The 25261-nt window shown below is 61.4% G+C and carries 25 protein-coding genes and 1 tRNA gene; 5 read left to right on the forward strand and 21 right to left on the reverse strand.

The genetic code is table 11. The features are described 5' to 3' along the window. Window positions 1-22 precede the first annotated feature (22 nt). From GYH29_RS18440 to tpiA, 19 genes are all read right to left on the reverse strand, one after another. Complete coding sequence (locus tag GYH29_RS18440) at window positions 23-316, reverse strand: putative quinol monooxygenase (RefSeq protein ID WP_043590767.1); 294 nt, start codon at window positions 314-316, stop codon at window positions 23-25. A 115-nt stretch (window positions 317-431) separates the two neighbouring features. Continuing rightward, a complete protein-coding gene (locus tag GYH29_RS18445; protein WP_019101978.1) occupies window positions 432-725 on the reverse strand; it encodes a DUF2818 family protein in 294 nt (97 codons plus the stop codon). Between the two features lie 12 nt (window positions 726-737). Beyond that, window positions 738-2192 carry an NADH-quinone oxidoreductase subunit NuoN gene (gene nuoN, locus GYH29_RS18450; protein WP_043590766.1) on the reverse strand — a complete coding sequence of 485 codons (1455 nt, stop codon included), beginning with the start codon at window positions 2190-2192 and terminating at the stop codon, window positions 738-740. Between the two features lie 20 nt (window positions 2193-2212). Beyond that, window positions 2213-3709 (reverse strand): NADH-quinone oxidoreductase subunit M, encoded by a 1497-nt coding sequence (locus tag GYH29_RS18455; protein ID WP_161524232.1) that lies wholly within the window; start codon window positions 3707-3709, stop codon window positions 2213-2215. 40 nt (window positions 3710-3749) lie between these two features. Next, the gene (nuoL, locus tag GYH29_RS18460; protein WP_161524233.1) at window positions 3750-5783 is read right to left on the reverse strand and encodes an NADH-quinone oxidoreductase subunit L; all 2034 of its coding nucleotides are present in this window, start codon (window positions 5781-5783) and stop codon (window positions 3750-3752) included. A gap of 32 nt (window positions 5784-5815) precedes the next feature. Beyond that, window positions 5816-6121 (reverse strand): NADH-quinone oxidoreductase subunit NuoK, encoded by a 306-nt coding sequence (gene nuoK / locus GYH29_RS18465; RefSeq protein WP_019102195.1) that lies wholly within the window; start codon window positions 6119-6121, stop codon window positions 5816-5818. A 26-nt stretch (window positions 6122-6147) separates the two neighbouring features. Beyond that, entirely contained in the window at window positions 6148-6807 is a 660-nt protein-coding gene (locus tag GYH29_RS18470; protein WP_161524234.1) for an NADH-quinone oxidoreductase subunit J, read from the reverse strand. 9 nt (window positions 6808-6816) lie between these two features. Further along, entirely contained in the window at window positions 6817-7296 is a 480-nt protein-coding gene (nuoI, locus tag GYH29_RS18475; RefSeq protein ID WP_196783887.1) for an NADH-quinone oxidoreductase subunit NuoI, read from the reverse strand. Between the two features lie 28 nt (window positions 7297-7324). After that, entirely contained in the window at window positions 7325-8371 is a 1047-nt protein-coding gene (gene nuoH / locus GYH29_RS18480; RefSeq protein WP_043642185.1) for an NADH-quinone oxidoreductase subunit NuoH, read from the reverse strand. Between the two features lie 3 nt (window positions 8372-8374). Further along, window positions 8375-10705 (reverse strand): NADH-quinone oxidoreductase subunit NuoG, encoded by a 2331-nt coding sequence (gene nuoG / locus GYH29_RS18485; RefSeq protein WP_161524235.1) that lies wholly within the window; start codon window positions 10703-10705, stop codon window positions 8375-8377. A 3-nt stretch (window positions 10706-10708) separates the two neighbouring features. Then, entirely contained in the window at window positions 10709-12004 is a 1296-nt protein-coding gene (gene nuoF / locus GYH29_RS18490) for an NADH-quinone oxidoreductase subunit NuoF (protein ID WP_019103467.1), read from the reverse strand. Beyond that, on the reverse strand, window positions 12004-12504 hold the full coding sequence (gene nuoE, locus GYH29_RS18495; RefSeq protein WP_019103468.1) for an NADH-quinone oxidoreductase subunit NuoE: 501 nt from the start codon (window positions 12502-12504) through the stop codon (window positions 12004-12006). Before nuoE ends, nuoF begins: the two co-directional genes overlap by 1 nt. Then, the gene (locus tag GYH29_RS18500) at window positions 12504-13757 is read right to left on the reverse strand and encodes an NADH-quinone oxidoreductase subunit D (RefSeq protein WP_019103469.1); all 1254 of its coding nucleotides are present in this window, start codon (window positions 13755-13757) and stop codon (window positions 12504-12506) included. Before GYH29_RS18500 ends, nuoE begins: the two co-directional genes overlap by 1 nt. Beyond that, on the reverse strand, window positions 13750-14346 hold the full coding sequence (locus tag GYH29_RS18505) for an NADH-quinone oxidoreductase subunit C (RefSeq protein ID WP_019103470.1): 597 nt from the start codon (window positions 14344-14346) through the stop codon (window positions 13750-13752). Before GYH29_RS18505 ends, GYH29_RS18500 begins: the two co-directional genes overlap by 8 nt. 11 nt (window positions 14347-14357) lie before the next feature. Continuing rightward, a complete protein-coding gene (locus GYH29_RS18510) occupies window positions 14358-14834 on the reverse strand; it encodes a NuoB/complex I 20 kDa subunit family protein (RefSeq protein WP_019103471.1) in 477 nt (158 codons plus the stop codon). Continuing rightward, complete coding sequence (locus tag GYH29_RS18515) at window positions 14825-15181, reverse strand: NADH-quinone oxidoreductase subunit A (protein ID WP_019103472.1); 357 nt, start codon at window positions 15179-15181, stop codon at window positions 14825-14827. The genes GYH29_RS18510 and GYH29_RS18515 overlap by 10 nt, the downstream gene beginning before the upstream one ends. Window positions 15182-15274: 93 nt before the next feature. Continuing rightward, window positions 15275-15359, reverse strand: a tRNA-Leu gene (locus tag GYH29_RS18520). Window positions 15360-15376: 17 nt separating this feature from the next. Beyond that, complete coding sequence (secG, locus tag GYH29_RS18525; RefSeq protein ID WP_043590758.1) at window positions 15377-15727, reverse strand: preprotein translocase subunit SecG; 351 nt, start codon at window positions 15725-15727, stop codon at window positions 15377-15379. Window position 15728: 1 nt separating this feature from the next. Beyond that, window positions 15729-16475 (reverse strand): triose-phosphate isomerase, encoded by a 747-nt coding sequence (tpiA, locus tag GYH29_RS18530; RefSeq protein ID WP_043590756.1) that lies wholly within the window; start codon window positions 16473-16475, stop codon window positions 15729-15731. A 188-nt stretch (window positions 16476-16663) separates the two neighbouring features. Here tpiA and pstS point away from each other — a divergent pair, with 188 nt between their 5' ends. The 5 genes from pstS to GYH29_RS18555 all read left to right on the forward strand — a co-directional run bounded on the left by pstS (window position 16664) and on the right by GYH29_RS18555 (window position 22153). Beyond that, on the forward strand, window positions 16664-17707 hold the full coding sequence (gene pstS / locus GYH29_RS18535; RefSeq protein ID WP_081574193.1) for a phosphate ABC transporter substrate-binding protein PstS: 1044 nt from the start codon (window positions 16664-16666) through the stop codon (window positions 17705-17707). A gap of 67 nt (window positions 17708-17774) precedes the next feature. Beyond that, window positions 17775-18737 carry a phosphate ABC transporter permease subunit PstC gene (gene pstC, locus GYH29_RS18540; RefSeq protein WP_019103115.1) on the forward strand — a complete coding sequence of 321 codons (963 nt, stop codon included), beginning with the start codon at window positions 17775-17777 and terminating at the stop codon, window positions 18735-18737. A gap of 35 nt (window positions 18738-18772) precedes the next feature. Further along, window positions 18773-19666 (forward strand): phosphate ABC transporter permease PstA, encoded by an 894-nt coding sequence (pstA, locus tag GYH29_RS18545; protein ID WP_019103114.1) that lies wholly within the window; start codon window positions 18773-18775, stop codon window positions 19664-19666. A 12-nt stretch (window positions 19667-19678) separates the two neighbouring features. Continuing rightward, a complete protein-coding gene (pstB, locus tag GYH29_RS18550) occupies window positions 19679-20443 on the forward strand; it encodes a phosphate ABC transporter ATP-binding protein PstB (RefSeq protein ID WP_043590752.1) in 765 nt (254 codons plus the stop codon). A gap of 255 nt (window positions 20444-20698) precedes the next feature. Next, complete coding sequence (locus tag GYH29_RS18555) at window positions 20699-22153, forward strand: inorganic phosphate transporter (protein WP_081574191.1); 1455 nt, start codon at window positions 20699-20701, stop codon at window positions 22151-22153. A 395-nt stretch (window positions 22154-22548) separates the two neighbouring features. Here GYH29_RS18555 and recG read toward each other — a convergent pair whose 3' ends face one another. Beyond that, a complete protein-coding gene (gene recG / locus GYH29_RS18560) occupies window positions 22549-24597 on the reverse strand; it encodes an ATP-dependent DNA helicase RecG (protein WP_161524236.1) in 2049 nt (682 codons plus the stop codon). A gap of 82 nt (window positions 24598-24679) precedes the next feature. Beyond that, window positions 24680-25108: a DUF2147 domain-containing protein gene (locus GYH29_RS18565; protein ID WP_043590748.1), complete on the reverse strand. Its 429-nt coding sequence runs from the start codon at window positions 25106-25108 to the stop codon at window positions 24680-24682. Window positions 25109-25261 lie beyond the last annotated feature (153 nt).

The following is a 25261-nucleotide window of genomic DNA, read 5'->3' on the forward strand; positions in this document are numbered from 1 at the left end:
CGCACAGCGGCGCCCTTCTCCGTCAGACCTCGGCGAACGCGTCCATCAGCAAGAAAGTGCCAGCCTGCCGCTGACGGCTGTCTATCTGCGGCACCAGCCGCTGGAAATGCTCGGTGGCGCAATGACGGTCCAAGGCCGCACGGTCCGGCCAGGTTTCGATGAAGACGAAATGGCCGGGGTCTTTCTGGTCAATGAACAGCTCATAGCGGATGCAGTCCGGCTCTTGCCGCGTCTTCGCCAGCAGTTCGCGATACAGCGGCATCACCTCGGCCACCCGGTCCGGCTGAATGAAGTCCTGAGCGATCACTTTCAACATTCCATTCCCCCTTCTCTGCATTTTGCGGCTTGACACGCGCCGCCGCTCTCCCCAAAAAAACAGCGCGGACGGGGAAACCCCGTCCGCGCTGCGTATTGCGTCCACCCGGCTCGCGCTAGGCCCGTCGCCGCCAGAAATAGCGGTAGACGTAACCCGGAAACGCGAACACCAGGAACAAGGACAAGGTCGTCACATAGAACTGCCAATTCTGCGGCTGCACCGGCATCAACCGGCTTTCCAGCAGGTAGGCGAAGCCGCCCACCAGCAGATACAGCGCCATCAGTTCCAGAAAGCGCCAACCAAAATGCTTATTGGCCACTTTCCACACGCCGCCCACTTTCTGGGTCAAGAACGGCAGGTTGGCCGCCGCCAAGGCGATGATCAGCAAAGCGATGACGCTGGATTGCATGGTATGGCGGCCTTAAATCACGGTAAGCGATTGACGCACGACTTGCAGGCACAACTCCAGCGCGCGCTCCGGCAGCAGGCCGATGACGAGCAAGGCCAGCGCGTTCAGCGACAGCACCAGCTTCATATCGCCGCGCACCACGATATCGCTGCGGTCTTCGGCATCGTCGAAATACATGGTCTTGACCACGCGCAGGTAGTAGAACGCGCCGATCACCGACATCAGCACCGCGAAGATGGCCAGCTTGATCATGCCGATATCCACGATAGCCTTGATCACCGCGAACTTGGCGTAGAAGCCCACCAGCGGCGGAATGCCGGCCATGGAGAACATGGTCAGCAGCATCAGCAGCGCATACCAGCTGTTGCGGCTGTTCAGGCCCTTCAGATCCTCAACCTTCTCGCACTCGAAACCGGCGCGCGAGAGGGCCAGCAGCATGCCGAAGCTGACCAGCGACATCAGCACATAGCTCAGCGCGTAGAACAGCGCCGCCGAGTAGCCCACCTTGGTGCCCGCCAGGACACCCAAGAGCAGAAAGCCCATGTGCGAGATCGTCGAGTAAGCCAGCATCCGTTTGATGTTGGTCTGCACGATAGCGGTTACGTTGCCGATCGCCATCGACAGCGCGGACACGATCACCAGCATCAGTTGCCAGTCCGCCACCAGCGCGTCCAGGCCCTGAGCCAGGATGCGCAGCGTGAAGACGAAGGCCGCCAGCTTGGGGGCCGCGCCCACCATCAGCGTCACCGAAGTCGGCGCGCCGTGGTAAACGTCCGGCACCCACATGTGGAACGGCACAGCGCCCAGCTTGAAGGACAGGCCGGCCACGATGAACACCAGACCGAAGACCAGCAGCACGTCGTTGGCCTTATGCGCGGCGATGGACTTGGCTACCGTCGCCAGTTCCAGCGAACCAGTGGCGCCGTAGACCATGGAAATGCCGTAGAGCAGCAGGCCGGAGGCCAGCGCGCCCAGCACGAAGTACTTCATCGCCGCTTCGGTGGCCTTAACGGACTCGCGCTGCAGAGCGATCAGCGAGTACAGCGCCAGCGAGAGCAGTTCCAGGCCCATATACAGGGTCAGGAAATGCGAAGCCGACACCATCAGGTTCATGCCCAGCAAAGCGAACAGCGCCAGCGAGAAATACTCGCCCTTGAACAGCTGGCGATCAGCGGTGTACTGCCGGCTGTAGATCAGCACGATGGCGGTCACAGCGTACATGGCCAGCTTGACCACGCCGCCCATCGGATCCGCGACGAACATGCCGGAGAAAGTCACGACCGGCTGCGAAGAGAAAGTCATCACCTGCGCCACCGCCGCGCCCAAGAGGGTCAGCAGGGTCAGGCCCAGGGTGATGCCGCGCTTTTCGTCCGAAACGAACAGGTCCGCCATCAGCACGAACAGGATCGCGCCGGCGAGGAACATCTCGGGGATTGCCGGTATCAGGTTGAGATCAGCCCAATTCATTGTTTCCATTCCTTCCGCGCTTACAGCTTGCTCTGCGAGACATGCAGGATCAGGTCATTGACCGACAGGTGCATTTTCTCGACGAAGGCTTGCGGATACAGGCCCATGCCCAGCACCGCGATGGCCAGGATGGCCAGCACCAGGAATTCGCGCTTGTTGACGTCGGACAGCTCCGCCACATGGCTGTTGCCCACATCGCCGAAGATCACGCGCTTGTACATCCACAAGGTATAGGCCGCGCCGAAGATCAGCGTGGTGGCGGCCAAGGCCGCGTACCAGAAGTTCACCTGCACCGCGCCCATGATCACCATGAACTCGCCGACGAAGCCGGAGGTGGCCGGCAGACCGGAGTTGGCCATGGCGAACAGCATCATGAAGGCCGCGAAGATCGGCATCTTGTTGGCCACGCCGCCGTAGTCGGCGATATTGCGGCTGTGCACGCGGTCGTACATCACGCCGATGCAGAAGAACATCGCGGCGGACACGAAGCCGTGGGACACCATCTGCACCAGCGCGCCTTCAACCGCCCACTGGTTCAGTTCGGAACCGGTGAACAGGAACAGACCCAGAGTGACGAAGCCCATGTGCGAAATAGACGAATAAGCCACCAGCTTCTTCATGTCGGACTGCACCAGCGCCACCAGACCGATGTAAACCACCGCCACCAGCGACAGCGCCACCATCACGCCGGACAGCTCGCGCGCGGCGTCGGGGAGGATGGGCAGCACGAACCGCAGGAAGCCGTAGGCGCCGATCTTCAGCGTGATCGCGGCCAGCACCATGGAGCCGCCGGTTGGCGCTTCCACGTGGGCGTCCGGCAACCAGGTGTGCACCGGCCACATCGGCACCTTCACCGCGAAGGACAGGAAGAAGGCGACGAAGAGCAGGATCTGCCCCGTCAGCGGGATCTTGGCGATGTCGTGGAAAGCCTGGATGTCGAAGGACTTGCCGGCCTGGAAGTAAAGGTAGATCAAGGCCACCAGCATCAGCAGCGAGCCCAGCAGGGTGTAAAGGAAGAACTTGATCGACGCGTACACGCGACGCGGGCCGCCCCAGACGCCGATGATCAGATACATCGGAATCAGCATGCCTTCAAAGAAGACATAGAACAGGATGGCGTCCAACGCGGCGAAAGCGCCGTTGATCAAGCCGGACATGATCAGGAAGGCGGCCATGTACTGCGACACGCGCTTCTGGATCACCTGCCAGCCGGCCACCACCACCAGCAAGGTGGTGAAGCTGTTGAGCACCACGAACAGCATCGAGATGCCGTCCACGCCCAAGTGGTAGTTGATGCCGAGGGATTCGATCCACGGCTTCATCTCGACGAACTGCATGCCGCCGCTGAGATTGTTGAATTCAGTGAACAGCGGCAGCGACAGCAGGAAGCCCGCCAGGGCCCCCGCCGCGGCCAGCCAGCGCGCCAGCGTGGCCCGCTGATCGCCCCCGGTTGCCAGCACCAGCAACCCGGCCGCTATCGGGGCCCAGATCACCAGAGTCAATAGATTTGTGAACATAGTCAAACCCAAGTTGTTATTCCAATCCCGGAGTCCGGGCTCAACGCCAGATCAGCGGCCAGAACCACATCGTCATCAGCGCCAGCACCCCGATGATCATCGCGGTGGCGTAGCTGTAGATGAAGCCGGTTTGCGCGCGGCGGATGAAGCCGGAGAACGTCGCCACCAGCTTGGCGGTGCCGTTCACTACCAGACCATCGATCAGCAACATGTCGCCCACCTTCCAGAAGAAGGTGCCCAGAGCGCGAGAGCCCTTGGCGAACACGGCGAAATAGATCTCGTCCAGGTAGTACTTGTTTTCCAGAACCTTGTTCACCAGGCTGAACTTCTGCTTGATGGCGGCCGGAATCTGCGGCGCCTTCATATAGAAGAACCAGGCGGTGGCCACGCCGGCCAGCGCAAGCCACAGCGGCAGCGTGCTCAGCGAATGCACGCCCATGGCGGCGGCGCCATGGAACTCGCGGGCGATCTCTTCCATCGCCGGGTGCAGTTCATGGTTGACTGTGATCACGCCCTTGAAGAAGTCGCCGTACAGCAGCGGCTCGATCGCGAAGTACCCCACCAGCACCGACGGAATCGCCAGCAGCACCAGCGGCAGGGTCACCACCCACGGCGACTCGTGCGGCTTATCGTTCGGGCCCAGGCCATGGTGATGATCGTGATCGTCATGGCCATGGTCGTGATGATCGTCCTTCCTCTCCATCCAGCGCTCCTTGCCATGGAAGACCAGGAAGTACATGCGGAAGGAGTAGAAGGCGGTCACGAACACACCGGCGATCACCGCGAAGTAGGCGAAACCGGCCGCGGACAGATTGGACGCGTGCACCGCCTCGATGATGGAGTCCTTGGAGTAGAAGCCGGAGAAGAACGGCGTGCCGATCAAGGCCAGCGAACCCAAGAGCGAAGTCAGCCAGGTGATGGGCATGTACTTGCGCAGGCCGCCCATATTGCGCATGTCCTGATCGTGATGCATGCCGATGATCACCGAACCCGCCGCCAGGAACAGCAGCGCCTTGAAGAAGGCGTGGGTCATCACATGGAACATCGCCACCGAGTAGGCCGAGGCACCCAGCGCCACGGTCATGTAACCCAGCTGCGACAGCGTGGAGTAAGCCACCACGCGCTTGATGTCGTTCTGGACGATGCCGAGGAAGCCCATGAACAGCGCGGTGATGGAACCAGCGACCATGATCACGTTCAACGCGGTGTCGGACAGTTCGAACAGGGGGCTCATCCGCGACACCATGAAGATGCCGGCGGTCACCATGGTGGCCGCGTGGATCAGCGCCGAGATTGGGGTCGGGCCTTCCATCGAATCCGGCAGCCACACGTGCAGCGGGAACTGCGCCGATTTGCCCATCGCGCCGATGAACAGCAGGATGCAGGTCACGCTCAGCAGCGACCACTCGGTACCCGGAATCAGGCTGATGGTCTTGTTAGCCAGCGCCGGAGCGGCGGCGAACACATCGCTGTAATTCAGCGAGCCGCCGAAATAAGCCAACACCAGGCCGATGCCCAGCAGGAAGCCGAAGTCGCCGACGCGGTTGACCAGGAAGGCCTTCAGGTTGGCGTAGATCGCAGTCGGACGCTTGAACCAGAAGCCGATCAGCAGGTAGGACACCAGGCCCACCGCTTCCCAACCGAAGAACAGCTGGATGAAGTTGTTGCTCATCACCAGCATCAGCATCGAGAAGGTAAACAGCGAGATATAGCTGAAGAAGCGCTGATAGCCCGGGTCTTCCTGCATGTAGCCTATGGTGTAAATGTGCACCATCAGCGACACGCTGGTCACCACCACCAGCATCATCGCGGTCAGCGAATCCACCAGGAAGCCCACCGAGAACTCGTAGCCTCCCACTGTCAGCCAGGTGTAAACCGGACCGTTGAACACTTCAGCCTGCCCGGTCAGGAAGGCGTGAAGCACCTTGAGCGACAGCGCGGCGGACAGCGCCACGCCGGCTATCGTCACGACGTGCGAAGCGCGCCGGCCGATGGCCCATCCAAATAGGCCTGCAATGATGGAACCCGCCAGCGGGGCGAGTGCAATCAGCAGGTATAAGCTCTTCATATCCATGCTTGTGTGCTTTGTGTAGGTTCCGGTTTGCCTTAGCCTTTGAGGCTGCCCAAGTCTTCAACGTTGATGGTGCGCAGATTGCGGAACAGCACCACCAGAATGGCGAGACCAATCGCGGCTTCGGCCGCAGCCACCGTCAGGATGAAGAATACGAAGATCTGGCCCGCCGTATCCGACAGGTAATGCGAGAACGCGATGAAATTGAAGTTCACCGCGAGCAGCATCAGCTCGATGGCCATCAGCAGCACGATCAGATTTTTCCGGTTCAGGAAAACGCCTAGCACGCCGATGGCAAACAGGATTGCGGCCAGCACCAGGAAGTGAGTCAGTGTCAGCACATTTCCTCCCTTATGTTGATTGGCCGTCAGGCCTGTTGCTTACCGGATTCGGCCTCGGAGGCCTCCTCCACCGTGGATTCTTCAGCAGGCTGTTCGGCCTGCATTTTCACCAGTCGCACGCGGTCGTTGCGCTTGACCTTGACCTGCAGCGCCGGATCGATCGCCTTGGTGTCCTTGCGGCTGCGCATGGTCAGGCCGATGGCGGCCACCATGGCCAGCAGCAGCACCACCGCCGCCACTTCGAAAGGCAGCAGATAAGTGGTGTACAGCTGACGACCCAGCACTTTGACGTTGCTGAAGTCGGCCGCCAGCGGCGCGGCGGCCTGGTAGGCATCCAGCTTGGCGCTGGGGCTGGCCAGAATCATCGCCATTTCAAACACCATGATGATGCCGACGGCGGCGGCGACCGGAAGATTCTTCCAGAAGCCCTCGCGCAGTTTCTCGATGTTGATGTCCAGCATCATCACCACAAACAGGAACAACACCATCACCGCGCCCACATACACCACCACGAGGGTGATGGCCAGGAACTCGGCCTCCATCAGCAGCCACAGACCGGCGCTGTTGAAGAAGGCCAGCACCAGGAACAGTGCGGCGTGAATCGGGTTCTTGGCCGTCACCACGCGGATACCCGCGAACACCAGGATGACGGACAGAACATAGAAGACAAACATTGTGAAGTTCATGACCCCCCCTTAGCGATACTTGGCGTCGGCCGCCTTGTTGGCGGCGATCTCGGCTTCGTACTTGTCGCCGATCGCCAGCAGCATCGGCTTGGTGTAGTACAGATCGCCACGTTTTTCGCCGTGGTATTCGAAGATGTGGGTTTCCACGATGGCGTCCACCGGACAGGCTTCCTCGCAGAAGCCGCAGAAGATGCACTTGGTCAGATCGATGTCGTAGCGCGTGGTGCGGCGGGTGCCGTCATCGCGCTGTTCGGACTCGATGCTGATCGCCATCGCCGGGCACACCGCCTCGCACAGCTTGCAGGCGATGCAGCGTTCTTCGCCGTTGGCGTAGCGGCGCTGAGCGTGCAGGCCGCGGAAGCGCGGCGAAATCGGCGTCTTCTCTTCAGGGAACTGAACCGTGATCTTGCGGGCGAAGAAGTAGCGGCCAGTGACCATCAGGCCCTTGACCAGCTCCACCAGCAGGAAGGTCTTGAAAAAGTTGCGGATCGAATTCATCTTTTCACCTATCCCCGTCTCAGTGCCACAAGGACAGCGGGGTCATCATCCAGACGCCCACCACCAGGATCCACACCAGGGTCACCGGGATGAACACCTTCCAGCCCAGACGCATGATTTGGTCATAGCGATAACGCGGGAAGGTGGCGCGGAACCACAGGAAGCAGAACAGCACCATGGCTACCTTGAGCGCCAGCCAGAAGAAACCGCCCGCGCCCAGAATGCCCCAGGACGCCGGGAACGGCGACAGCCAGCCGCCGAGGAACAGCAGCGAGGTCAGCGCGGCAACCAGAATCATGTTGGCGTATTCGGCCAGGAAGAAGATGGCGAAGGCCATGCCCGAGTACTCAACGTGGAAACCGGCCACGATCTCGGATTCGCCCTCGGCCACGTCAAACGGCGCGCGGTTGGTTTCGGCCACACCGGAAATCAGGTAGACCACGAACAGCGGGAACAGCGGCAGCCAGTTCCACGACAGCACGGAACCGCCCGCCATGCCCTGCCCTTGCTGCTGGACGATCTCCACCAGGTTCAGGCTGCTGGACACCATCAGCACGCCGATCAGCGCGAAGCCCATCGCCAGTTCGTAAGACACGATCTGAGCGGCGGAACGCATGGCGCCGAGGAAGGAGTACTTGGAGTTGCCCGCCCAGCCGGCGATGATCACGCCGTAAACCCCCATCGAGGTCAGCGCCAGGATGTAGAGCAGCGAGGCGTTGACGTTGGCCAGCACCAGCTTGTCGGTGAAGGGAATCACCGCCCAGGCCGCCAACGCCGGAGCGATGGACAGCACCGGCGCCAGCAGGAACAGGCCCTTGCTGGAGTTGGTGGGCAGGATGATTTCCTTCATCAGCAGCTTGACCGCGTCGGCGATGGGCTGCAGCAGCCCCAGCGGGCCTACCCGGTTGGGGCCGATGCGGATCTGCATGAAGCCGATGACCTTGCGCTCGGCATAGGTCAGGTAGGCGACGCACAGCAGCATCGGCAATACGATGGCGATGATCTTCAACAGGGTCCAAACCACGAGCCCCGCGTCAGTGCCAAGAATACCTTGCAAGAACTCCATGCTTTACCCCTGGGTGATCTCGATAGCGTCGAACATGCCGCCCAGCGCCAGCGTGGCCGCGTGAGCGGTGGCGATGCGGACCGTACCCTGCGGCAGGCTGTCGTCGGCGACGATGCGCACGCGCGCCTGGCCGGAACCCTGGCTCAGCAATGCGGTGCTGTCGACGGCAATGCCCAGCTTCTGCAGCAGGCCGCTGTGAGCGGAAGCCACCGGCTCGGCCGCATCGCGGGTCTGTTGCAGCGACTTGGCGCGGCGGCAGATGGCGTCGGCCTGATACAGCGGCACTTCGCCGATACGGCTCAGACCGGCAGCAGCGGTAGCGGCGACGTTCAGCTGGCTCAGCGCGTTGTTCAGACGCGCGGCGATGTCGCCCTTGGCCAACAGCTCGGCGCGTACTTCCTCCGCGCTGTTGAACTCAAAGCCGGACAGATTCAGCATATTGCCCAGTACCCGCAGCACTTTCCAGGCCGGGCGCGCTTCGCCCAACGGACGCACCACGCCGTTGAACGGCTGCAGCTTGCCTTCCATATTCACGAAGGAGCCGGCGGTCTCGGAGAACGGCGCGATCGGCAGCAGCACATCGGCGTAATCCAGCAGACCCTGGCCCTTGAACGCGGTCAGCGCGATCACGGTGGCGGCCTGCTTCATCGCGGCGACGGCGGCCTGCGGGTTGTAGCTGTCGAACTCGACTTCGGTGTTCAGCAGCACGTAAGCCTTCTTCGGCTGCGCGATCATCGCGGCGGCGTTGGCGCCCGCGCCTTGCGGCAGCGCGCCCGCCAGTTCCGCGCCCACGCTGTTGGCGGCCTCGGACAGCACGCCGAAGCTGGCGCGGCTCAGGCGCGCGATCTCCTGCGCCACGGCCAGCAGTTGGCCGAACGCCGGATGATGCTGAGCCACATTGCCCAGCACCACGGCGGCGGTTTCCGCGCCGCTTAGGCTTTCGGCGATGCGGCGCGCCTCGGCGGAGACCTCCACCGCGGACAGATCAACGGAGGTTTCTCCGCCCTTGATTTCCGCCACAGCCTTCAGCACCTGGGCGAAGCCGTTGACCAGCGCCAGCGGCGACACGATCAGCTTGGCGTTGATCTTGATCAGCAGGTCGTCGTCGGCAACGTGGATAATATTAAGCTCGCTGCCTTTTTTGGCCGCTGTGCGGAGGCGCGAAGTCAGCAGAGGCTGTTCCTTGCGCAGCGTGGAGCCCACCACCAGTACCGACTTGGCCGCGGCCAGATCGGAAATGCTGGAGCCCAGCCATTCCGCGCCCTGCTTGGCCGCATCGGCGGCGAAGTCGCTGCGGCGCAGGCGGTAATCAATGCTTTCCACGCCGAAGGCGCGCGCCAGCTTCTGCGCCAGATACAGCTCTTCGGTGGTGGAGTGCGGGCTGGTCAGGAAACCGATGGCGTCCTTGCCGTGATCGGCGGACACGCCGTTCAGGCCCTTGACCACGTAATTGAGCGCGGTCTCCCAATCGGTTTCGTGCCACTTGCCGTCAAACTTGATCATCGGCTGCTTCAGACGCTCGGCCGAGTTCAAGCCCTCGTAGGAGAAGCGGTCGCGGTCGGCGATCCAGCACTCGTTGATGGCTTCGTTTTCCAGCGGCAGCACGCGCATCACTTCATTGCTCTTGACCTGAACGATCAGGTTGGAGCCCAGGCCGTCGTGCGGGCTGACCGATTTGCGGCGCGACAGCTCCCAGGCGCGGGTGCTGTAGCGGAACGGCTTGGAGGTCAGCGCGCCCACCGGGCACAGATCGATGACATTGCCGGAGATTTCCGAATCCACGGTCTTGCCGAGGAAGGGCAGAATCTCGGAGAACTCGCCGCGATGAGCCATGCCGATTTCCTGGAAGCCGCCGACTTCCTCGGTAAAGCGCACGCAGCGTGTGCAGTGAATGCAGCGCGACATTTCTTCCGCCGAGACCAGCGGGCCCATGTCCTTGCCCACCACCACGCGCTTTTCTTCCTGATAGCGCGAGGAGGAGTTGCCGTAGCCCACGGCCAGATCCTGCAGCTGACATTCGCCGCCTTGGTCGCAGATCGGGCAATCCAGCGGGTGGTTGATCAGCAAGAACTCCATCACGCCCGCCTGGGCCTTCTTGGCCATGTCGGAGTGGGTATGGACCTTCATGCCGTCGGTCACCGGGGTGGCGCAAGCCGGCAACGGCTTGGGCGCCTTCTCCACTTCCACCAGGCACATGCGGCAGTTGGCCGCGATGGACAGCTTCTTGTGGTAGCAGAAGTGCGGAATGTACGTGCCCACCGAGTGGGCCGCTTCCATGACGGTGCTGCCTTGCGGGACCGTCAGTTTTTTTCCGTCGATTTCGATTTCAAGCATCGCTCAACACCATTTGTGGTCCACCAAGGTCTTTCCGTGTTCGATCGCGTACTCGAACTCGTGACGGAAATGCTTGGTGAAACTGCGAACCGGGAACACGGCGGCGTCGGCCAGCGCACAGATAGTGCGGCCCGCCATGTTATTGCCCACGGAATCCAGAAGCTCCAGATCGCCCGGACGGCCCTGGCCGTTGGCGATGCGGTGGATCACACGGTACAGCCAACCGGTGCCTTCTCGGCACGGCGTGCACTGGCCGCAGGATTCTTCGTGGTAGAAGTAGGCCAGACGCTCCAGCGCCTTGATCATGCACACGTCTTCATTCATCACGATGACAGCGCCGGAACCCAGCATCGAGCCGGCTTTGGCTATGCTGTCGTAGTCCATCGTGCATTGCATCATGACGTCGGCGGGCAGAATGGGCGCGGACGAACCACCCGGGATCACCGCCTTAAGCTTCTTGCCGTCGCGCATGCCGCCGGCCATTTCCAGCAGCTCGGAGAACGGAGTGCCCAGCGGGATCTCGTAGTTGCCCGGACGGTTCACATGGCCGGAGACCGAGAACAGCTTGGTGCCGCCGTTGTTCGGCTTGCCCTTTTCCAGGAACGGCTGCGCGCCGTCGCGGATGATGAAGGGCACCGAGGCGAACGATTCGGTGTTGTTGATGGTGGTCGGCTTGCCGTACAGGCCGAAGCTGGCCGGGAACGGCGGCTTGAAACGCGGTTGTCCCTTCTTGCCTTCCAGCGACTCCAGCAGCGCGGTTTCCTCGCCGCAGATATAAGCGCCGTAGCCATGATGGGCAAACAGGTCGAAGTTGAAGCCGGAGCCCAGAATGTTCTGTCCCAGCAGACCCGCTTTGCGCGCCTCATCCAACGCCTCTTCGAAGCGCTCGTATTCGGCGAAGATTTCACCGTGGATGTAGTTGTAGCCGGCCTTGGTGCCCATCGCGTAACCGGCGATGATCATGCCTTCAATCAGCGAATGCGGATTGAAGCGCAGGATGTCGCGGTCCTTGAAGGTGCCCGGCTCGCCCTCGTCGGTATTGCAAACGACGTATTTGTCGCCCGGGAACGAACGCGGCATGAAGCTCCACTTCAGGCCGGTGGGGAAACCCGCGCCGCCGCGGCCGCGCAGGCCGGAGTTTTTCACTTCGGCGATCACGTCTTCCTGGGCCATCTTGCTGTCCAGAATGCGGCGCAGCGCCTGGTAGCCGCCGCGCGCCTCGTAGGCGCTCAGTTGCCAGCAATTGGGATCGGAAGTGTCGACGCCATCGAAAATCACGCCATTGACGAAGATTGCCATTATTTCAGCTCCGCCAGTTTCTTATCGATTGCTTCGGGCGTCATGAAGCTGCACATCTTGTGGTTGTTGACCAGCAAGACCGGCGCGTCGCCACAGGCCCCCATGCACTCCCCTTCCAGCAAGGTGTACTTGCCGTCCGCGCTGGTTTCGCCGATGGCGATGCCCAGCTTCTTGGAGATGTACTCAGCCGCGTTGACGCCGCCGGACAAGGCACAGGGCAAGTTGGTGCAGACGGTGATCTTGTACTGCCCAACCGGCTTCATGTCGTACATATTGTAGAAAGTGGCGACTTCGTAAGCGGCTACCGGCGGAATCTGCAGGTAGTTGGCGACGAATTCGATCACCTCGGTATTCAGGCAACGCTCCTCCGGAGCGGAGCCCGCTTCGCGACGTTCAGTCAGCGCGATGCGCAAGGCGCCCATCACCGCGGACCGTTTCTGGTCTGCGGGATATTTGGCGACTTCGCGATCGATTTTGGCTAGCGATTCAGCGGACAGCATCAGCGGTCAATCTCCCCAAACACGATATCCTGCGTACCGATGATGGCCACCACGTCGGCGATCATATGGCCCTTGGCCATCTCGTCCAGCGCCGCAAGGTGGGCGTAGCCGGGCGCGCGAATCTTCATGCGGTACGGCTTGTTTGCGCCGTCGGACACCAGATAGACGCCGAACTCGCCTTTCGGGTGCTCGGTGCCCACGTAGGCCTCGCCCTCCGGCACGTGCATGCCTTCGGTAAACAGTTTGAAGTGGTGGATCAGGTCTTCCATATTGGCCTTCATGCCTTCGCGCGAAGGCGGCGCCACTTTATGGTTGTCGGTGATCACCGGGCCTGGGTTCTTACGCAGCCATTCCACGCACTGGCGGATGATGCGGTTGGACTGGCGCATCTCTTCGACGCGCACCAAGTAGCGGTCGTAGCAATCGCCGTTGACGCCCACGGGAATATCGAAGTCCAGCTTGGAATACACATCGTAGGGCTGCTTCTTGCGCAAATCCCAGGCGATGCCGGAGCCGCGCAGCATCGGACCGGTCAGGCCCAGGTTCAGCGCGCGCTCGGGCGACACCACGCCGATCCCGACGGTGCGCTGCTTCCAGATGCGGTTGTCGGTCAGCAAGGTCTCGTATTCGTCGACATAAGTCGGGAAACGCTTGGTGAAATCGTCGATGAAGTCCAGCAGCGAACCCTGGCGGCCTTCGTTCAGGCGGGCCAGTTCGCGGGCGTTCTTGATCTTGGAGACGGTGTACTGCGGCATGCTGTCCGGCAGATCGCGATACACGCCGCCGGGACGGAAGTAGGCCGCGTGCAGACGCGCGCCGGACACCGCTTCGTAGCAGTCCATCAAGTCTTCGCGTTCGCGGAAGGCGTACAGAAATACGGTCATCGCGCCGATGTCGAGACCATGCGCGCCAATCCACAGCAAGTGGTTCAGCAGGCGGGTGATCTCGGCGAACATCACGCGGATGTATTGCGCCCGCTCAGGCACTTCGATGCCCAGCAGCTTCTCGATGGACAAACAGTACGCGTGCTCATTGCACATCATGGACACGTAGTCCAGACGGTCCATGTAAGGCAGCGACTGAATGAAGGTCTTGCTCTCGGCCAGCTTCTCGGTGCCGCGATGCAGCAGGCCGATATGCGGGTCCGCGCGCTGGACGACTTCGCCGTCCAGTTCCAGCACCAGACGCAACACACCGTGAGCGGCAGGGTGTTGCGGGCCGAAGTTGAGGGTGTAGTTACGGATTTCAGCCACCGTAGTTCTCCTCGCGAATGATGCGCGGCGTAATTTCACGCGGCTCAATGGTCACCGGCTGATAAATCACGCGCTGTTGTGTCGGGTCGTAACGCATTTCCACGTGACCGGACAGCGGGAAGTCCTTGCGGAACGGATGGCCGACGAAGCCGTAGTCGGTCAGGATGCGGCGCAGGTCAGGATGACCGTCGAAAACGATGCCGAACAGGTCGAACGCCTCGCGCTCGAACCAGTTGGCGCCGCTCCAGACGCCCACGACCGAAGCGACCACCGGGAAGGCGTCGTCTTCGGCGAACACGCGCAGGCGGATGCGCTGATTGTGCTTGACCGACAGCAGATGGTAGACCACGGCGAAGCGCGGACCGTCCCATACCTCGTCGCGGTACGCGCTGTAGTCCACACCGCACAAATCGATGCATTGCTCAAAAGACAGGTCGGCGTGGTCGCGCAGCGTGGTCGCCACGGCGATCAGATCCGCCGCCTTGCATACAATGGTCAGCTCTTCCAGAGCCAGCGTGCTTTGCACGAGCTTGTCGCCCAGCGCCTGCTGCACAGCCGACCCTAACGCTTCCATTTTCTTGGAGGCCATAAGTTTCTACCTTAGCGGGCGATGGTGTTGGTGCGTTTGATCTTGTTCTGCAGCTGAATGATGCCGTACAGCAAGGCCTCTGCAGTTGGCGGACAGCCGGGCACGTAGACGTCGACCGGCACAATGCGGTCGCAGCCTCGCACGACTGAATAGGAATAATGGTAATAGCCGCCGCCGTTGGCACAGGACCCCATCGAGATCACCCAGCGAGGCTCGGCCATCTGGTCGTAAACCTTGCGCAGGGCCGGAGCCATCTTGTTGCACAGCGTGCCGGCCACGATCATCAGATCGGACTGGCGCGGGCTGGGACGGAACACGATGCCGAAACGGTCCAGATCGTAACGCGCCGCGCCGGCGTGCATCATCTCCACCGCGCAACAGGCCAGACCAAAGGTCATCGGCCACAGCGAACCGGTTCGGGTGTAATTGATGAGCTTGTCAGCCGTTGTGGTGACAAACCCTTTCTCCAGAATACCTTCTACTCCCATTCCAGAGCTCCTTTTTTCCACATGTAGACGAAGCCCAGGGTCAACACGCCCAGGAACTCCACCATGACGCCCAGACCATAAGTCCCCAACTCCTTCAACACCACGGCCCACGGCAGCAGGAAAGCGACCTCTAGGTCGAACAGGATGAAGAGGATGGCTATCAGATAATAGCGGACGTCAAACTTCATGCGAGCGTCTTCGAAAGCCTCGAAGCCGCACTCATACGGAGACAGTTTCTCAGGATCGGGACGATTGGGAGCCAGCAGTTTGCCCAATAAAATAGGGCCTACGCCGACCAACAGTCCGACCATGACAAACAGCAGAATGGGAAAGTAATTTTGCAGCATTTCCCGTACACCCCCACGAAATAAAGGGGGTTACCCCCCTTTGGCTCCAAATAAAACAGGCCACCGGAGTCCCGGTGGCCTGTTTTTGAATGGTGGTGCCGACAGTGAGACTCGAACTCACACAGCTTTCGCCACTACCCCCTCAAGATAGCGTGTCTACCAATTTCACCATGTCGGCACAGCAAGCTTTAATTGTTACTCCGGTATTTTCGATGCCGTACCCGAAGCTTTATCGCTAGGCACACCGGCCGGGATTTGCGGTGCAACCTGTTCAACCTTGGTTCCCATTACGCCCAAATCGCTTTTTCCGCCCCCAGACAGAAAAACCAGAGCAAGGGAAGTCGAGAAGAACACGGCCGCTGCGACAGCGGTTGTCCTACTCAAGAAATTCGCAGAACCAGACGCGCCGAACAAGCTACCGGAAGAGCCGCTACCGAAAGCCGCCCCCATGTCCGCGCCTTTACCGTGCTGCATCAAAACCAGCACGATAATAGTCCCTGCAGACAGGAGATTTACGATCCAAATAAGCGTCTTAATAAGTTCCATACTATATCAATTTTCCTGCGGCTTGGCAAATTGCCCTGAATGAACCGGCGTCCAGAGATGCCCCTCCAACAAGGGCTCCGTCGACATTTTCAGTCGCCAGAATCGCTTCGGCATTCTCTGCCTTGACACTGCCGCCGTAGAGGACGCGAATATTATCGGAGGCCTTGACGTTTTGCAAGCACCATTTTTTGATCGCGCCGTGGATTTCGGCGATTTGCGCCAGCGTCGCCACCTTGCCGGTGCCGATCGCCCAGACCGGTTCATAAGCCACAACGTATTCACCATGGTCTATCTCGGACAGAAGCGCAAGCTGATCTCTAATCACCTCTAGCTGACGGCCGGCCTCCCGCTCTTCCAGGGTCTCGCCCACGCACAGCACCGGCACCAGGCCGGCCGCGATGGCGTTCCGCATCTTCCGCAACAAAGCGGCGTTGCTCTCGCCGAAATACTGGCGGCGCTCCGAGTGACCCACCAAAGTGTAGCCGCAGCCGATATCGGCCAGCATCGCGGCGCTGGTTTCGCCGGTGAAGGCGCCGTCTTGATCGAAGGCGCTGACATCCTGCGCGCACAGCCGGAGCGGCTGACCGCGCAGCCGTTCCGCCAGACCGGCCAGGTAGACTGCCGGCGCGGCCACGCCCACCCAATCGCGGTTGCTCGTCTCATCCGCCAGCAGCGCCTGCAACAGCGTCTGAGCGCTGTCGGCGCGGGTATTCATCTTCCAGTTGCCAATTACCAGCTTGCCGGCCATTTCCGCCTCCCGCGATTCTTGAATATCAGCCGATTATATCCGCAGCCGCCTTGTTGGCTCAAACCGACATCCAGCTGACATTGATTGTCCGCAAACGAAGCCGTTTCCACGACTTGTAATATTCCTGAAAAATTTCCGTCTTAGCATGCGCCCATTACCACGCACCTCATCCATTCTCAGGAGTAGGCATGAAACAGTCTGTTCGTCTGGCCGCATCGTTTGTTCTCGGTTCCGTCTGCCTGTCCGGCGCGGCCGCGGCCGCCGACATCACCGGCGCGGGCGCTACCTTCCCGTACCCGCTGTACGCCAAATGGGCCGCCGCCTACAAAGCCGGCACCAACAACAACCTGAACTACCAGTCCATCGGCTCCGGCGGCGGCATCAAGCAGATCCAGTCCAAGACCGTGGACTTCGGCGCGTCCGACATGCCGCTGAAGCCGGAAGAGCTGGAAAAATCCGGCCTGACCCAATTCCCCACCGTGATCGGCGGCGTGGTGCCGGTGCTGAACGTGCCCGGCATCGCTCCGGGACAGGTGAAGTTCACCGGCCCGCTGCTGGCGGACATCTACTTGGGCAAAGTCGCCAAGTGGAACGACCCGGTCATCGCCAAGCTGAATCCCGGCGTCAAACTGCCGGACCTGCGCATCTCCGTGGTGCGTCGCTCCGACGGTTCCGGCACCACCTTCATCTTCACCAACTACCTGTCCAAGGTCTCTCCGGACTGGGCCAAGGAAGTCGGCTCCAACACCGCGGTCAGCTGGAAAGGCAACCCGGTGGGCGGCAAAGGCAATGAAGGCGTGGCCAACTACGTGACCCGCATCAAGGGCGCGATCGGCTACGTGGAATACGCCTACGCCAAGCAGAACAAGTTGGCCTTCGGCCTGATGCAGAACCAGGCCGGCAGCTTCGTGAAGCCGGATGAGTCCAGCTTCAAGGCCGCCGCCGCCAACGCCGACTGGAAAAAAGCGCCGGGCTTCTACCTGCTGCTGACCAACCAGCCGGGCAAGGACAGCTGGCCCATCGCCGGCGCCACCTTCATCTTGATGCACAAGAAGCAGGACAAGCCGGCTCAAGGCGGCGAAGTGTTGAAATTCTTCGACTGGGCTTACAAGAACGGCGACAAGACCGCGCTGGATCTGGACTACATCCCGATGCCGGATGCGATCAAGGGCGTGATTCGCGCCAGCTGGAAGCAAATTGCCGACAACAGCGGCAAATCGGTGTGGAACTGAGCCGCATACCATGCACGCAGGCCGGGGAAGGCTTCCCCGGCTTTTTGTCTGATAAATGAGCATGCATATGCAAAAGTTGAGTCACTCGCAGCAAATCAAAACCCAGCTGCTGCTGGACAATCTGTTCCGCTGGGTTACCCGTTTCTTCGCCTTCCTGGTGCTGGCCTTGCTGGTGGGCATCCTGATTTCGCTGTTGATCGGCGCGCTGCCCAGCATTCAAGCCTTCGGCTTCAAGTTTCTGGTCACCAGCGACTGGGATCCGGTCAATGAGCAATTTGGCGCGCTGGTGCCCATTTTCGGCACCCTGGCCACCTCTTTCATCGCCCTGCTGATCGGGGTGCCGGTCAGCTTCGGCATTGCCCTGTTCCTGACCGAATTGTGCCCCACCTGGCTGAAGCGACCGCTGGGCATCGCGGTGGAACTGCTGGCAGGCATTCCGTCCATCATCTACGGCATGTGGGGCCTGTTCGTGTTCGCTCCCATTTTCGCCGACCACGTGCAGCCGCTGCTGACCGACACCCTGGGCAATATCCCGCTGCTGGGCGTGCTGTTCCAGGGCGCGCCGATGGGCATTGGCATTTTCACCGCCGGGCTGATCCTGGCCATCATGATCATCCCCTTCATCGCCTCGGTGATGCGCGATGTGTTCGAAGTGGTGCCGGTGATGCTGAAGGAGTCCGCCTACGGTCTGGGCTCCACCACCTGGGAAGTGGTGCGCTATGTGGTGCTGCCTTACACCAAGACCGGCGTGGTCGGCGGCATCATGCTCGGCTTGGGCCGCGCGCTGGGCGAGACCATGGCGGTAACCTTCGTCATCGGCAACTCCACCCGCTTCGCCGCCGGCCTGTTCGAGCCGGGCAATTCCATCGCCTCCTCTCTGGCGAATGAATTCGCCGAAGCCAATGGCGAGCTTTATCTCTCCTCCCTGATTCAACTGGGCCTGATCCTGTTCTTCATCACCTTCGTGGTGCTGGCGTGCTCCAAACTGTTGTTGCTGCGCCTGAAGAAACAGGAAGGTCGCCCGTCCTGAACACGAGAGACGCTAACCGCATGAGCCAAACCCTTATGAATTCCGCCCTGCGCCCGCCCCAATCCGCCATTTCCTCCAAGGCCGACAGCAGCGTTTACCGCCGCCGCCGGCTGGTGAACCGCATCAATATGGGCGCGTCGATGTTCACCATGGCCTTCGGCCTGTTCTGGTTGTTCTGGATTCTGAGCACCTTGCTGCAGCACGGCTTGTCCGGACTCAATTGGGAGGTGTTCACCGCCAGCACGCCACCGCCGGGCAGCACCGGCGGCTTGGCCAACGCCATTTACGGCAGCCTGATGATGACGGCCTTCGGCACCCTGTTCGGCACACCGATCGGCATCCTGGCCGGCATCTATCTGGCCGAGTTCGGCCAGCGCGGCTGGCTGGCGCCGGCCACCCGCTTCATCAACGACATCCTGCTGTCCGCGCCGTCCATCGTCATCGGCCTGTTCATCTACGAGGTCTACGTGGTGTCGGTCGGCCACTTCTCCGGCTGGGCCGGCTCCTTCGCGCTGGCCATCCTGGTGATTCCGGTGGTGGTGCGCACCACCGAGAACATGCTGCGCCTGGTGCCGGGCAGCCTGCGCGAAGCGGCGTCGGCGCTGGGCGCGCCGCAGTGGAAGGTCACCTTGCACGTCACCTTGCGCTCGGCCAAGGCCGGCGTGTTGACCGGCATTCTGCTGGCGGTGGCGCGCATTTCCGGCGAAACCGCGCCGCTGCTGTTCACCGCGCTGAACAACCAGTTCTTCAACAGCAATATGAACCAGCCGATGGCCAACCTGCCCATTGTGATCTTCCAGTTCGCGATGAGCCCGTACGAGGACTGGCACAAGCTGGCCTGGGCCGGCTCCCTGTTGATCACCTTCAGCGTGCTGACGCTGAACATCGTTGCCCGCTGGATGGGCAGCCAGAAAAACCAATCGCATTAAGGCTTGCAGACCATGGCTGAAATCCACTCCAAGCTTCAGGTCAAGAATCTGAACTTCTTTTACGGTAATTTCCACGCGCTGAAGAACATCCAGCTGGAGATCGCTTCGCGCAAGGTCACCGCCTTCATCGGCCCGTCCGGCTGCGGCAAATCCACGCTGCTGCGCACCTTCAACCGCATGTACGAGCTCTACCCCGGCCTGCGCGCCGAGGGCGACATCCTGCTGGACGGCCACAATGTCCTGGGCCGCGACGTGGACGTCAACCTGCTGCGTGCCAAAGTGGGCATGGTGTTCCAGAAGCCCACCCCGTTCCCGATGTCCATCTACGACAACATCACCTTCGGCGTGAAGCTCTACGAAAAACTGTCCAAGGGCGAGATGGAGGACCGGGTGGAATGGGCGCTGCGCAAGGCCGCGCTGTGGGACGAGGTCAAGGACAAGCTCAAGCAGTCCGGCAATTCGCTGTCCGGCGGCCAGCAGCAGCGGCTGTGCATCGCGCGCGCGGTGGCGTCCAAGCCGGAGGTGCTGCTGCTGGACGAGCCCACCTCGGCGCTGGATCCGATTTCCACCGCTCACATCGAAGAGCTGATTCATGAGCTCAAAGAGGACTACACCATCGCCATCGTCACCCACAATATGCAGCAGGCGGCTCGGGTGTCGGACTACACTGCCTATATGTATTTGGGCGAACTGATCGAGTTCGGCGACACCGACTCCATCTTCACCACCCCGCAGAAGAAGGCCACCGAAGACTACATCACCGGCAAGTTCGGCTGATTCCGCCCCAGCTCGCAGACCGCCGTCATGACCGTTTCCGGCATGACGGCTTTTGGCGTTCGCAGGCGCGGAAAAGCGCATGACGGCGGCAAAAAACCGCCTAAATCAGCCGGTCTCCCGGACCGGTCTGTCAAGGCGATTCCACATGGTTTGCCGGCAAATACGACACCATTTATTTTTTTTTTATAAGTACTTGACGGCATTGGCCTTGGACACAACAATCCCGCCTTTACGATACTGTGTGCACATTTCACCATGTTGGACCTGTTTTCCGGGCTTGAGACCCACGTCGCCATCACCCTGGTGCTTTCCCTGGGCTTCGTGCTCGCCTTTGAGTTCATCAACGGCTTCCATGACACTGCCAACGCGGTGGCTACCGTTATCTATACCCAGTCGATGAAACCGCGCCTCGCGGTGTTCTACTCCGGTATTTTCAATTTCCTCGGCGTCATCACCGGCGGCCTCGCCGTAGCCTACGCCATCGTGCACTTGCTGCCCGTGGACCTGCTGATCTCGATCAACACTACCCGCGGCATGGCCATGGTGTTCGCGCTGCTGACCGCCGCCATCGCCTGGAACCTGGGCACGTGGTACTTCGGCCTGCCCGCCTCCAGCAGCCACACGCTGATCGGCGCCATTCTGGGCGTGGGCGTGGCCAACAGCCTCATCCACGGCACTTCGCTGTCCCATGGCATCAACTGGAGCAAGGCCATCGACGTCGGCGCCTCGCTGCTGGCCTCGCCACTGGTGGGCGCCTTGCTCGCCGCGCTGATCGTCATCCTGCTGCGGCGCTACCGGCCTCACAGCAATGTGCACAAGACCCCTTACCAACGCCAGCAGGTCGAAGGCCGTAAACATCCGCCGTTCTGGACCCGCTTCATGCTGATCGTGTCTTCCATGGGCGTCAGCTTCGCCCACGGCTCCAACGACGGCCAGAAAGGCGTCGGCCTGATCATGCTGGTGCTGATCGGCATCGTGCCGGCCAAGTTCGTGCTGGATCTGGACAGCACGCCCTACCAGCTGGACCGCACTCGCGACGCCGCCATTCACTTGCAGAAGTTCTACGAGCGTCATCAAGTCGAACTGAGCAAGATCATCGTGCCGTCCAAGGGCTCCAGCCAGTACGAATGCCACCCGCTGGAAACCGGCGACACCGTCAAGCGCCTGCTGAACACCATGGGCGACGGCGGCGACTACCATGCGCTGAGCTCCGAACAGCGCTGGAATGTGCGCACCGAACTGCTGTGCCTGGACGACGCCGCCAAGAAGGCCTCCGCCCTGCCCAAGCTGTCCGCCGACGACAAGCAGATGCTGCAGAACCTGCGCAAGGATTTGACCACCACCACTGAATACGCGCCCACCTGGGTGATCGTCGCCGTGGCGCTGTCCCTTGGCATCGGCACCATGGTCGGCTGGCGCCGCGTGGTGAAAACCGTGGGCGAAGGCATTGGCAAGAAAGACATGACTTACGCTCAGGGCGTATCCGCGCAAATGACCGCCGCCATCTCCATCGGCCTCGCCAGCCAGTTCGGCTTCCCGGTATCCACCACTCAGGTGCTGTCCAGCGCCGTGGCCGGCACCATGGTGGCGGACAAGGCCGGCTTGCAGATGTCCACTATCCGCTCGATCGCATTGGCCTGGCTGTTCACGCTGCCGGTATCGATGTTGCTGGCGGGCGGACTGTACTACGTGGCCTCGCTCTGGTTGTAATATAAGGTCTTCCCTGCCTCTTCTAAGAACCTGCGCTTCAGCGATACGGCGTTGAAAACAAGCTCAAAATGCTCATGTACCACTTGTACATTCCGCTTTTTCGCTTGTTTTCGCCTTGTCTCGCCCTTGCTCGCGAGACTTTGAACAGGCTCTAAGGCTGTCGAGAAAGTCAAAGCCACCGCATTGCGGTGGCTTTTTCTTTTGGCATTTCCTTGTCGGAAAATTTTCGATTGACCTGGGTCAAGCTTTAAGCCGGCACTGCTTGTGCCAATATTTTATAAATTGCTAATATTTGCTCGCTTCATCATGGTTTCTCCTTTGTTGTTTGCAGCAATCCCTTTGCGCCTCAGCCCCCCAGCCGAGGCGCTTTTTTTTTTGCACTCGCCATGACGCACTTAAGCCTTGAGAAACTGCTCGCGCCCCGCCAGCCAACGGTCCAGATGAGCATCCACCGCCTGCGGGTGGCGCTCCAGCAGCAAGGGCGCCAGTTCCCGCGCCGCCTCCAACAGTTCCAGGTCCTCCTCCAGATTGGCGAAGCGCAGCATGGGCAGGCCGCTCTGGCGTGCGCCCAGTAGTTCGCCGGGCCCGCGAATCAGCAAGTCCTGCCGCGCGATCTCGAAACCATCAACATTCTCGTAAATCACTTTCAAGCGCGCCTTGGCCAAGTCGGATAACGGATTGTCGAACATCAGCACGCAGACGCTGCGCGCGCTGCCGCGCCCCACCCGGCCGCGCAGCTGGTGCAACTGAGCCAGGCCCATGCGCTCTGCGTGCTCTATCACCATCAAGCTGGCGTTAGGCACGTCCACGCCCACCTCGATCACCGTGGTGGCCACCAACACTTGCAGTTCGTTTCGGGCAAAAGCCGCCATCACCGCCGCTTTTTCGTCCGCCTTCATCCGGCCATGCACCAGCCCGACGCCAAGCTGCGGCAGGTCGGCGGTGAGTTGCTGATGGGTGTCCACCGCGGTCTGCAATTGCAGGGTTTCCGATTCTTCGATCAGCGGGCACACCCAGTAGGCCTGCTGCCCGTCGGCGCAGGTCTTGGCCACGTGGGCGATGATCTCCTCGCGGCGCGCGCTATTGATTAGCTTGGTGACGATGGGCGTGCGCCCCGGCGGCAGTTCGTCTATCACCGACACGTCGAGATCGGCATAGAAACTCATCGCCAGCGTGCGCGGAATCGGCGTCGCCGACATCATCAGCTGGTGCGGCTCGCCACCCTTCTCCTTCAACGCCAGCCGCTGGCCGACGCCGAAACGGTGTTGCTCGTCGACAATGACCAGGCCCAGGCGATGGAAGGCCACCTCGTCCTGGAACAAGGCATGGGTGCCCACCGCCAGCCGCGTTTCGCCGCTGGCGATCGCCGCCATCGCTTCTTGCTTTTGCTTCTTGCGCAAGCTGCCGGCCAGCCAGCGCACGGGAACGCCCAAGGGCTCCAGCCAGGCGGACAGTTTGAGGAAGTGCTGCTCCGCCAGAATCTCGGTCGGCGCCATCAGCGCCACTTGGTAGCCGGATTCAATCGCGGTCAAGGCGGCCAGGGCCGCGACGATGGTCTTCCCGCTGCCCACGTCGCCTTGCAGCAGACGGTGCATCGGATGCGGCTGAGTCAGGTCGGCGCGGACTTCAGCCAAGGCCCGTTGCTGCGCGCCAGTCAGCGAGAACGGCAGGCGCTCGACCAACGCTCGGCTCAACATGCCGTCGCCGCGCAGCGGCGGCGCGCGGCCCAGCCGTCGAGCGCGATAGGCCAAACGCATCGACAGCTGCTGCGCCAGCAATTCGTCGAACTTGAGCCGCTGCCAGGCCGGCAGTCTAGGGTCGGCCAATTGGCTGGCGCTGTAATCCGGCGTTGGCAAGTGCAGCAGGCGGATCGCCTCGGCGAACAGCGTCAGCCGCAACGGCGCGGCCAGTTCCTCCGGCAGCGTCTCGCCCAAAGGCTGGCTGTCCAGCTCGGCATGGATCAGCTTGCGCAGCGCCGGCTGGGTGAGGCCGTTGACCGTGGGATAGATCGGAGTCAGGCTGTCCGCCAGCGGCGCGCCATTGCCCACTTCGCGGATTTTGGGGTGCACCATCTCGTCGCCGGCGAAGCCGCGGCGGATCTCGCCCAAGGCGCGCACCCGGTTGCCAGTGGTGAATTGCTTGACCTGATTGGGATAGAAATGAATGAAGCGCAGCACCAGGCTGCCGCTGGCGTCCTCAATGCGCGCCACCAGCTGACGGCGCGGCCGGAACTGGATTTCATGGGCGATCACCTCGCCCTCCACCAGCACCGCCTGGCCATACGGCGCGTCGGCGATGGCGTACAGATGGGTCTCGTCCTCATAGCGCAGCGGCAGATGCAGGACCAGGTCGAAACGGCGGTGTATGCCCAGCTTTTCCAGCTTCTTGGCCAGTGCCGGCGCCACGGCCGGCGGCTGATTGGCGGGGTCGATTAGGGAGCTCATCAGCAGCGATTGTACCCAATAAAGAAAAAGGCGGAAGCTGTTCGCGCTCCCGCCTTGCTCATTCTCGCCGCGGCGCTTGCGCTTACTGGCGCTCCCACACCTGAGAACGGAAGAAGGGGCCAATGTAGCCGCGCACGCGCAGCTTCTTGCCATCTTCGATCAGCTTGGCGCCGGAGGTGTAGATCTTGCCGGACTTGGGGTCCAGAATTTTGCCGCTGCCCCACTCTGCGCCGTCTTTCTTCAGCCCCCAGAGGATTTGCATGCCGTTTACCGGCTTGCCTTTGCGATCGCCTTCGCATTTGTCGCACACCGCTTCCGGGTTGGCGAACAGCTTGATGATCTTGCCGTTCAGTTCCCCGCTGGCGCTTTCCGTGATCTGCACCAGGGCCTTGGCCTGCTTGGTTTCGTCGTCTATCGTCTTCCAGACGCCGGCGGCGCTGTCGGCCAGCGCCATGTGGCTGAACAGGCCCAGCACGGACGCCAGGCAGGCGGCTTTGGCGAATTTGCTCATCTTGATTTCCTCGCGAGTCGGGCCGAGAGGCCGCTCCGCGAACGGGCGGCCGCAGCGGCCTTTTAATTATCAGAACGCCGCCCCGGAACAGCCGGCACGCCGAAAAGAAACGTTGGTTTGGAGCAGCGGCTCTAGGATGCCAACAGCCAATGC

It is taken from the genome of Chromobacterium haemolyticum (assembly GCF_009936155.1).
Classification (GTDB): domain Bacteria; phylum Pseudomonadota; class Gammaproteobacteria; order Burkholderiales; family Chromobacteriaceae; genus Chromobacterium; species Chromobacterium haemolyticum.

What these genes read in the sequence shown, in the direction of transcription:
- GYH29_RS18440 (WP_043590767.1), bottom strand. Translation starts at nt 316, where the DNA reads ATGTTGAAAGTGATCGCTCAGGACTTCATTCAGCCGGACCGGGTGGCC.
- GYH29_RS18445 (WP_019101978.1), bottom strand. Translation starts at nt 725, where the DNA reads ATGCAATCCAGCGTCATCGCTTTGCTGATCATCGCCTTGGCGGCGGCC.
- nuoN (WP_043590766.1), bottom strand. Translation starts at nt 2,192, where the DNA reads ATGAATTGGGCTGATCTCAACCTGATACCGGCAATCCCCGAGATGTTC.
- GYH29_RS18455 (WP_161524232.1), bottom strand. Translation starts at nt 3,709, where the DNA reads ATGTTCACAAATCTATTGACTCTGGTGATCTGGGCCCCGATAGCGGCC.
- nuoL (WP_161524233.1), bottom strand. Translation starts at nt 5,783, where the DNA reads ATGGATATGAAGAGCTTATACCTGCTGATTGCACTCGCCCCGCTGGCG.
- GYH29_RS18470 (WP_161524234.1), bottom strand. Translation starts at nt 6,807, where the DNA reads ATGAACTTCACAATGTTTGTCTTCTATGTTCTGTCCGTCATCCTGGTG.
- nuoH (WP_043642185.1), bottom strand. Translation starts at nt 8,371, where the DNA reads ATGGAGTTCTTGCAAGGTATTCTTGGCACTGACGCGGGGCTCGTGGTT.
- nuoG (WP_161524235.1), bottom strand. Translation starts at nt 10,705, where the DNA reads ATGCTTGAAATCGAAATCGACGGAAAAAAACTGACGGTCCCGCAAGGC.
- nuoF (WP_019103467.1), bottom strand. Translation starts at nt 12,004, where the DNA reads ATGGCAATCTTCGTCAATGGCGTGATTTTCGATGGCGTCGACACTTCC.
- nuoE (WP_019103468.1), bottom strand. Translation starts at nt 12,504, where the DNA reads ATGCTGTCCGCTGAATCGCTAGCCAAAATCGATCGCGAAGTCGCCAAA.
- GYH29_RS18505 (WP_019103470.1), bottom strand. Translation starts at nt 14,346, where the DNA reads ATGGCCTCCAAGAAAATGGAAGCGTTAGGGTCGGCTGTGCAGCAGGCG.
- GYH29_RS18510 (WP_019103471.1), bottom strand. Translation starts at nt 14,834, where the DNA reads ATGGGAGTAGAAGGTATTCTGGAGAAAGGGTTTGTCACCACAACGGCT.
- GYH29_RS18515 (WP_019103472.1), bottom strand. Translation starts at nt 15,181, where the DNA reads ATGCTGCAAAATTACTTTCCCATTCTGCTGTTTGTCATGGTCGGACTG.
- secG (WP_043590758.1), bottom strand. Translation starts at nt 15,727, where the DNA reads ATGGAACTTATTAAGACGCTTATTTGGATCGTAAATCTCCTGTCTGCA.
- tpiA (WP_043590756.1), bottom strand. Translation starts at nt 16,475, where the DNA reads ATGGCCGGCAAGCTGGTAATTGGCAACTGGAAGATGAATACCCGCGCC.
- pstS (WP_081574193.1), top strand. Translation starts at nt 16,664, where the DNA reads ATGAAACAGTCTGTTCGTCTGGCCGCATCGTTTGTTCTCGGTTCCGTC.
- pstC (WP_019103115.1), top strand. Translation starts at nt 17,775, where the DNA reads ATGCAAAAGTTGAGTCACTCGCAGCAAATCAAAACCCAGCTGCTGCTG.
- pstA (WP_019103114.1), top strand. Translation starts at nt 18,773, where the DNA reads ATGAATTCCGCCCTGCGCCCGCCCCAATCCGCCATTTCCTCCAAGGCC.
- pstB (WP_043590752.1), top strand. Translation starts at nt 19,679, where the DNA reads ATGGCTGAAATCCACTCCAAGCTTCAGGTCAAGAATCTGAACTTCTTT.
- GYH29_RS18555 (WP_081574191.1), top strand. Translation starts at nt 20,699, where the DNA reads ATGTTGGACCTGTTTTCCGGGCTTGAGACCCACGTCGCCATCACCCTG.
- recG (WP_161524236.1), bottom strand. Translation starts at nt 24,597, where the DNA reads ATGAGCTCCCTAATCGACCCCGCCAATCAGCCGCCGGCCGTGGCGCCG.
- GYH29_RS18565 (WP_043590748.1), bottom strand. Translation starts at nt 25,108, where the DNA reads ATGAGCAAATTCGCCAAAGCCGCCTGCCTGGCGTCCGTGCTGGGCCTG.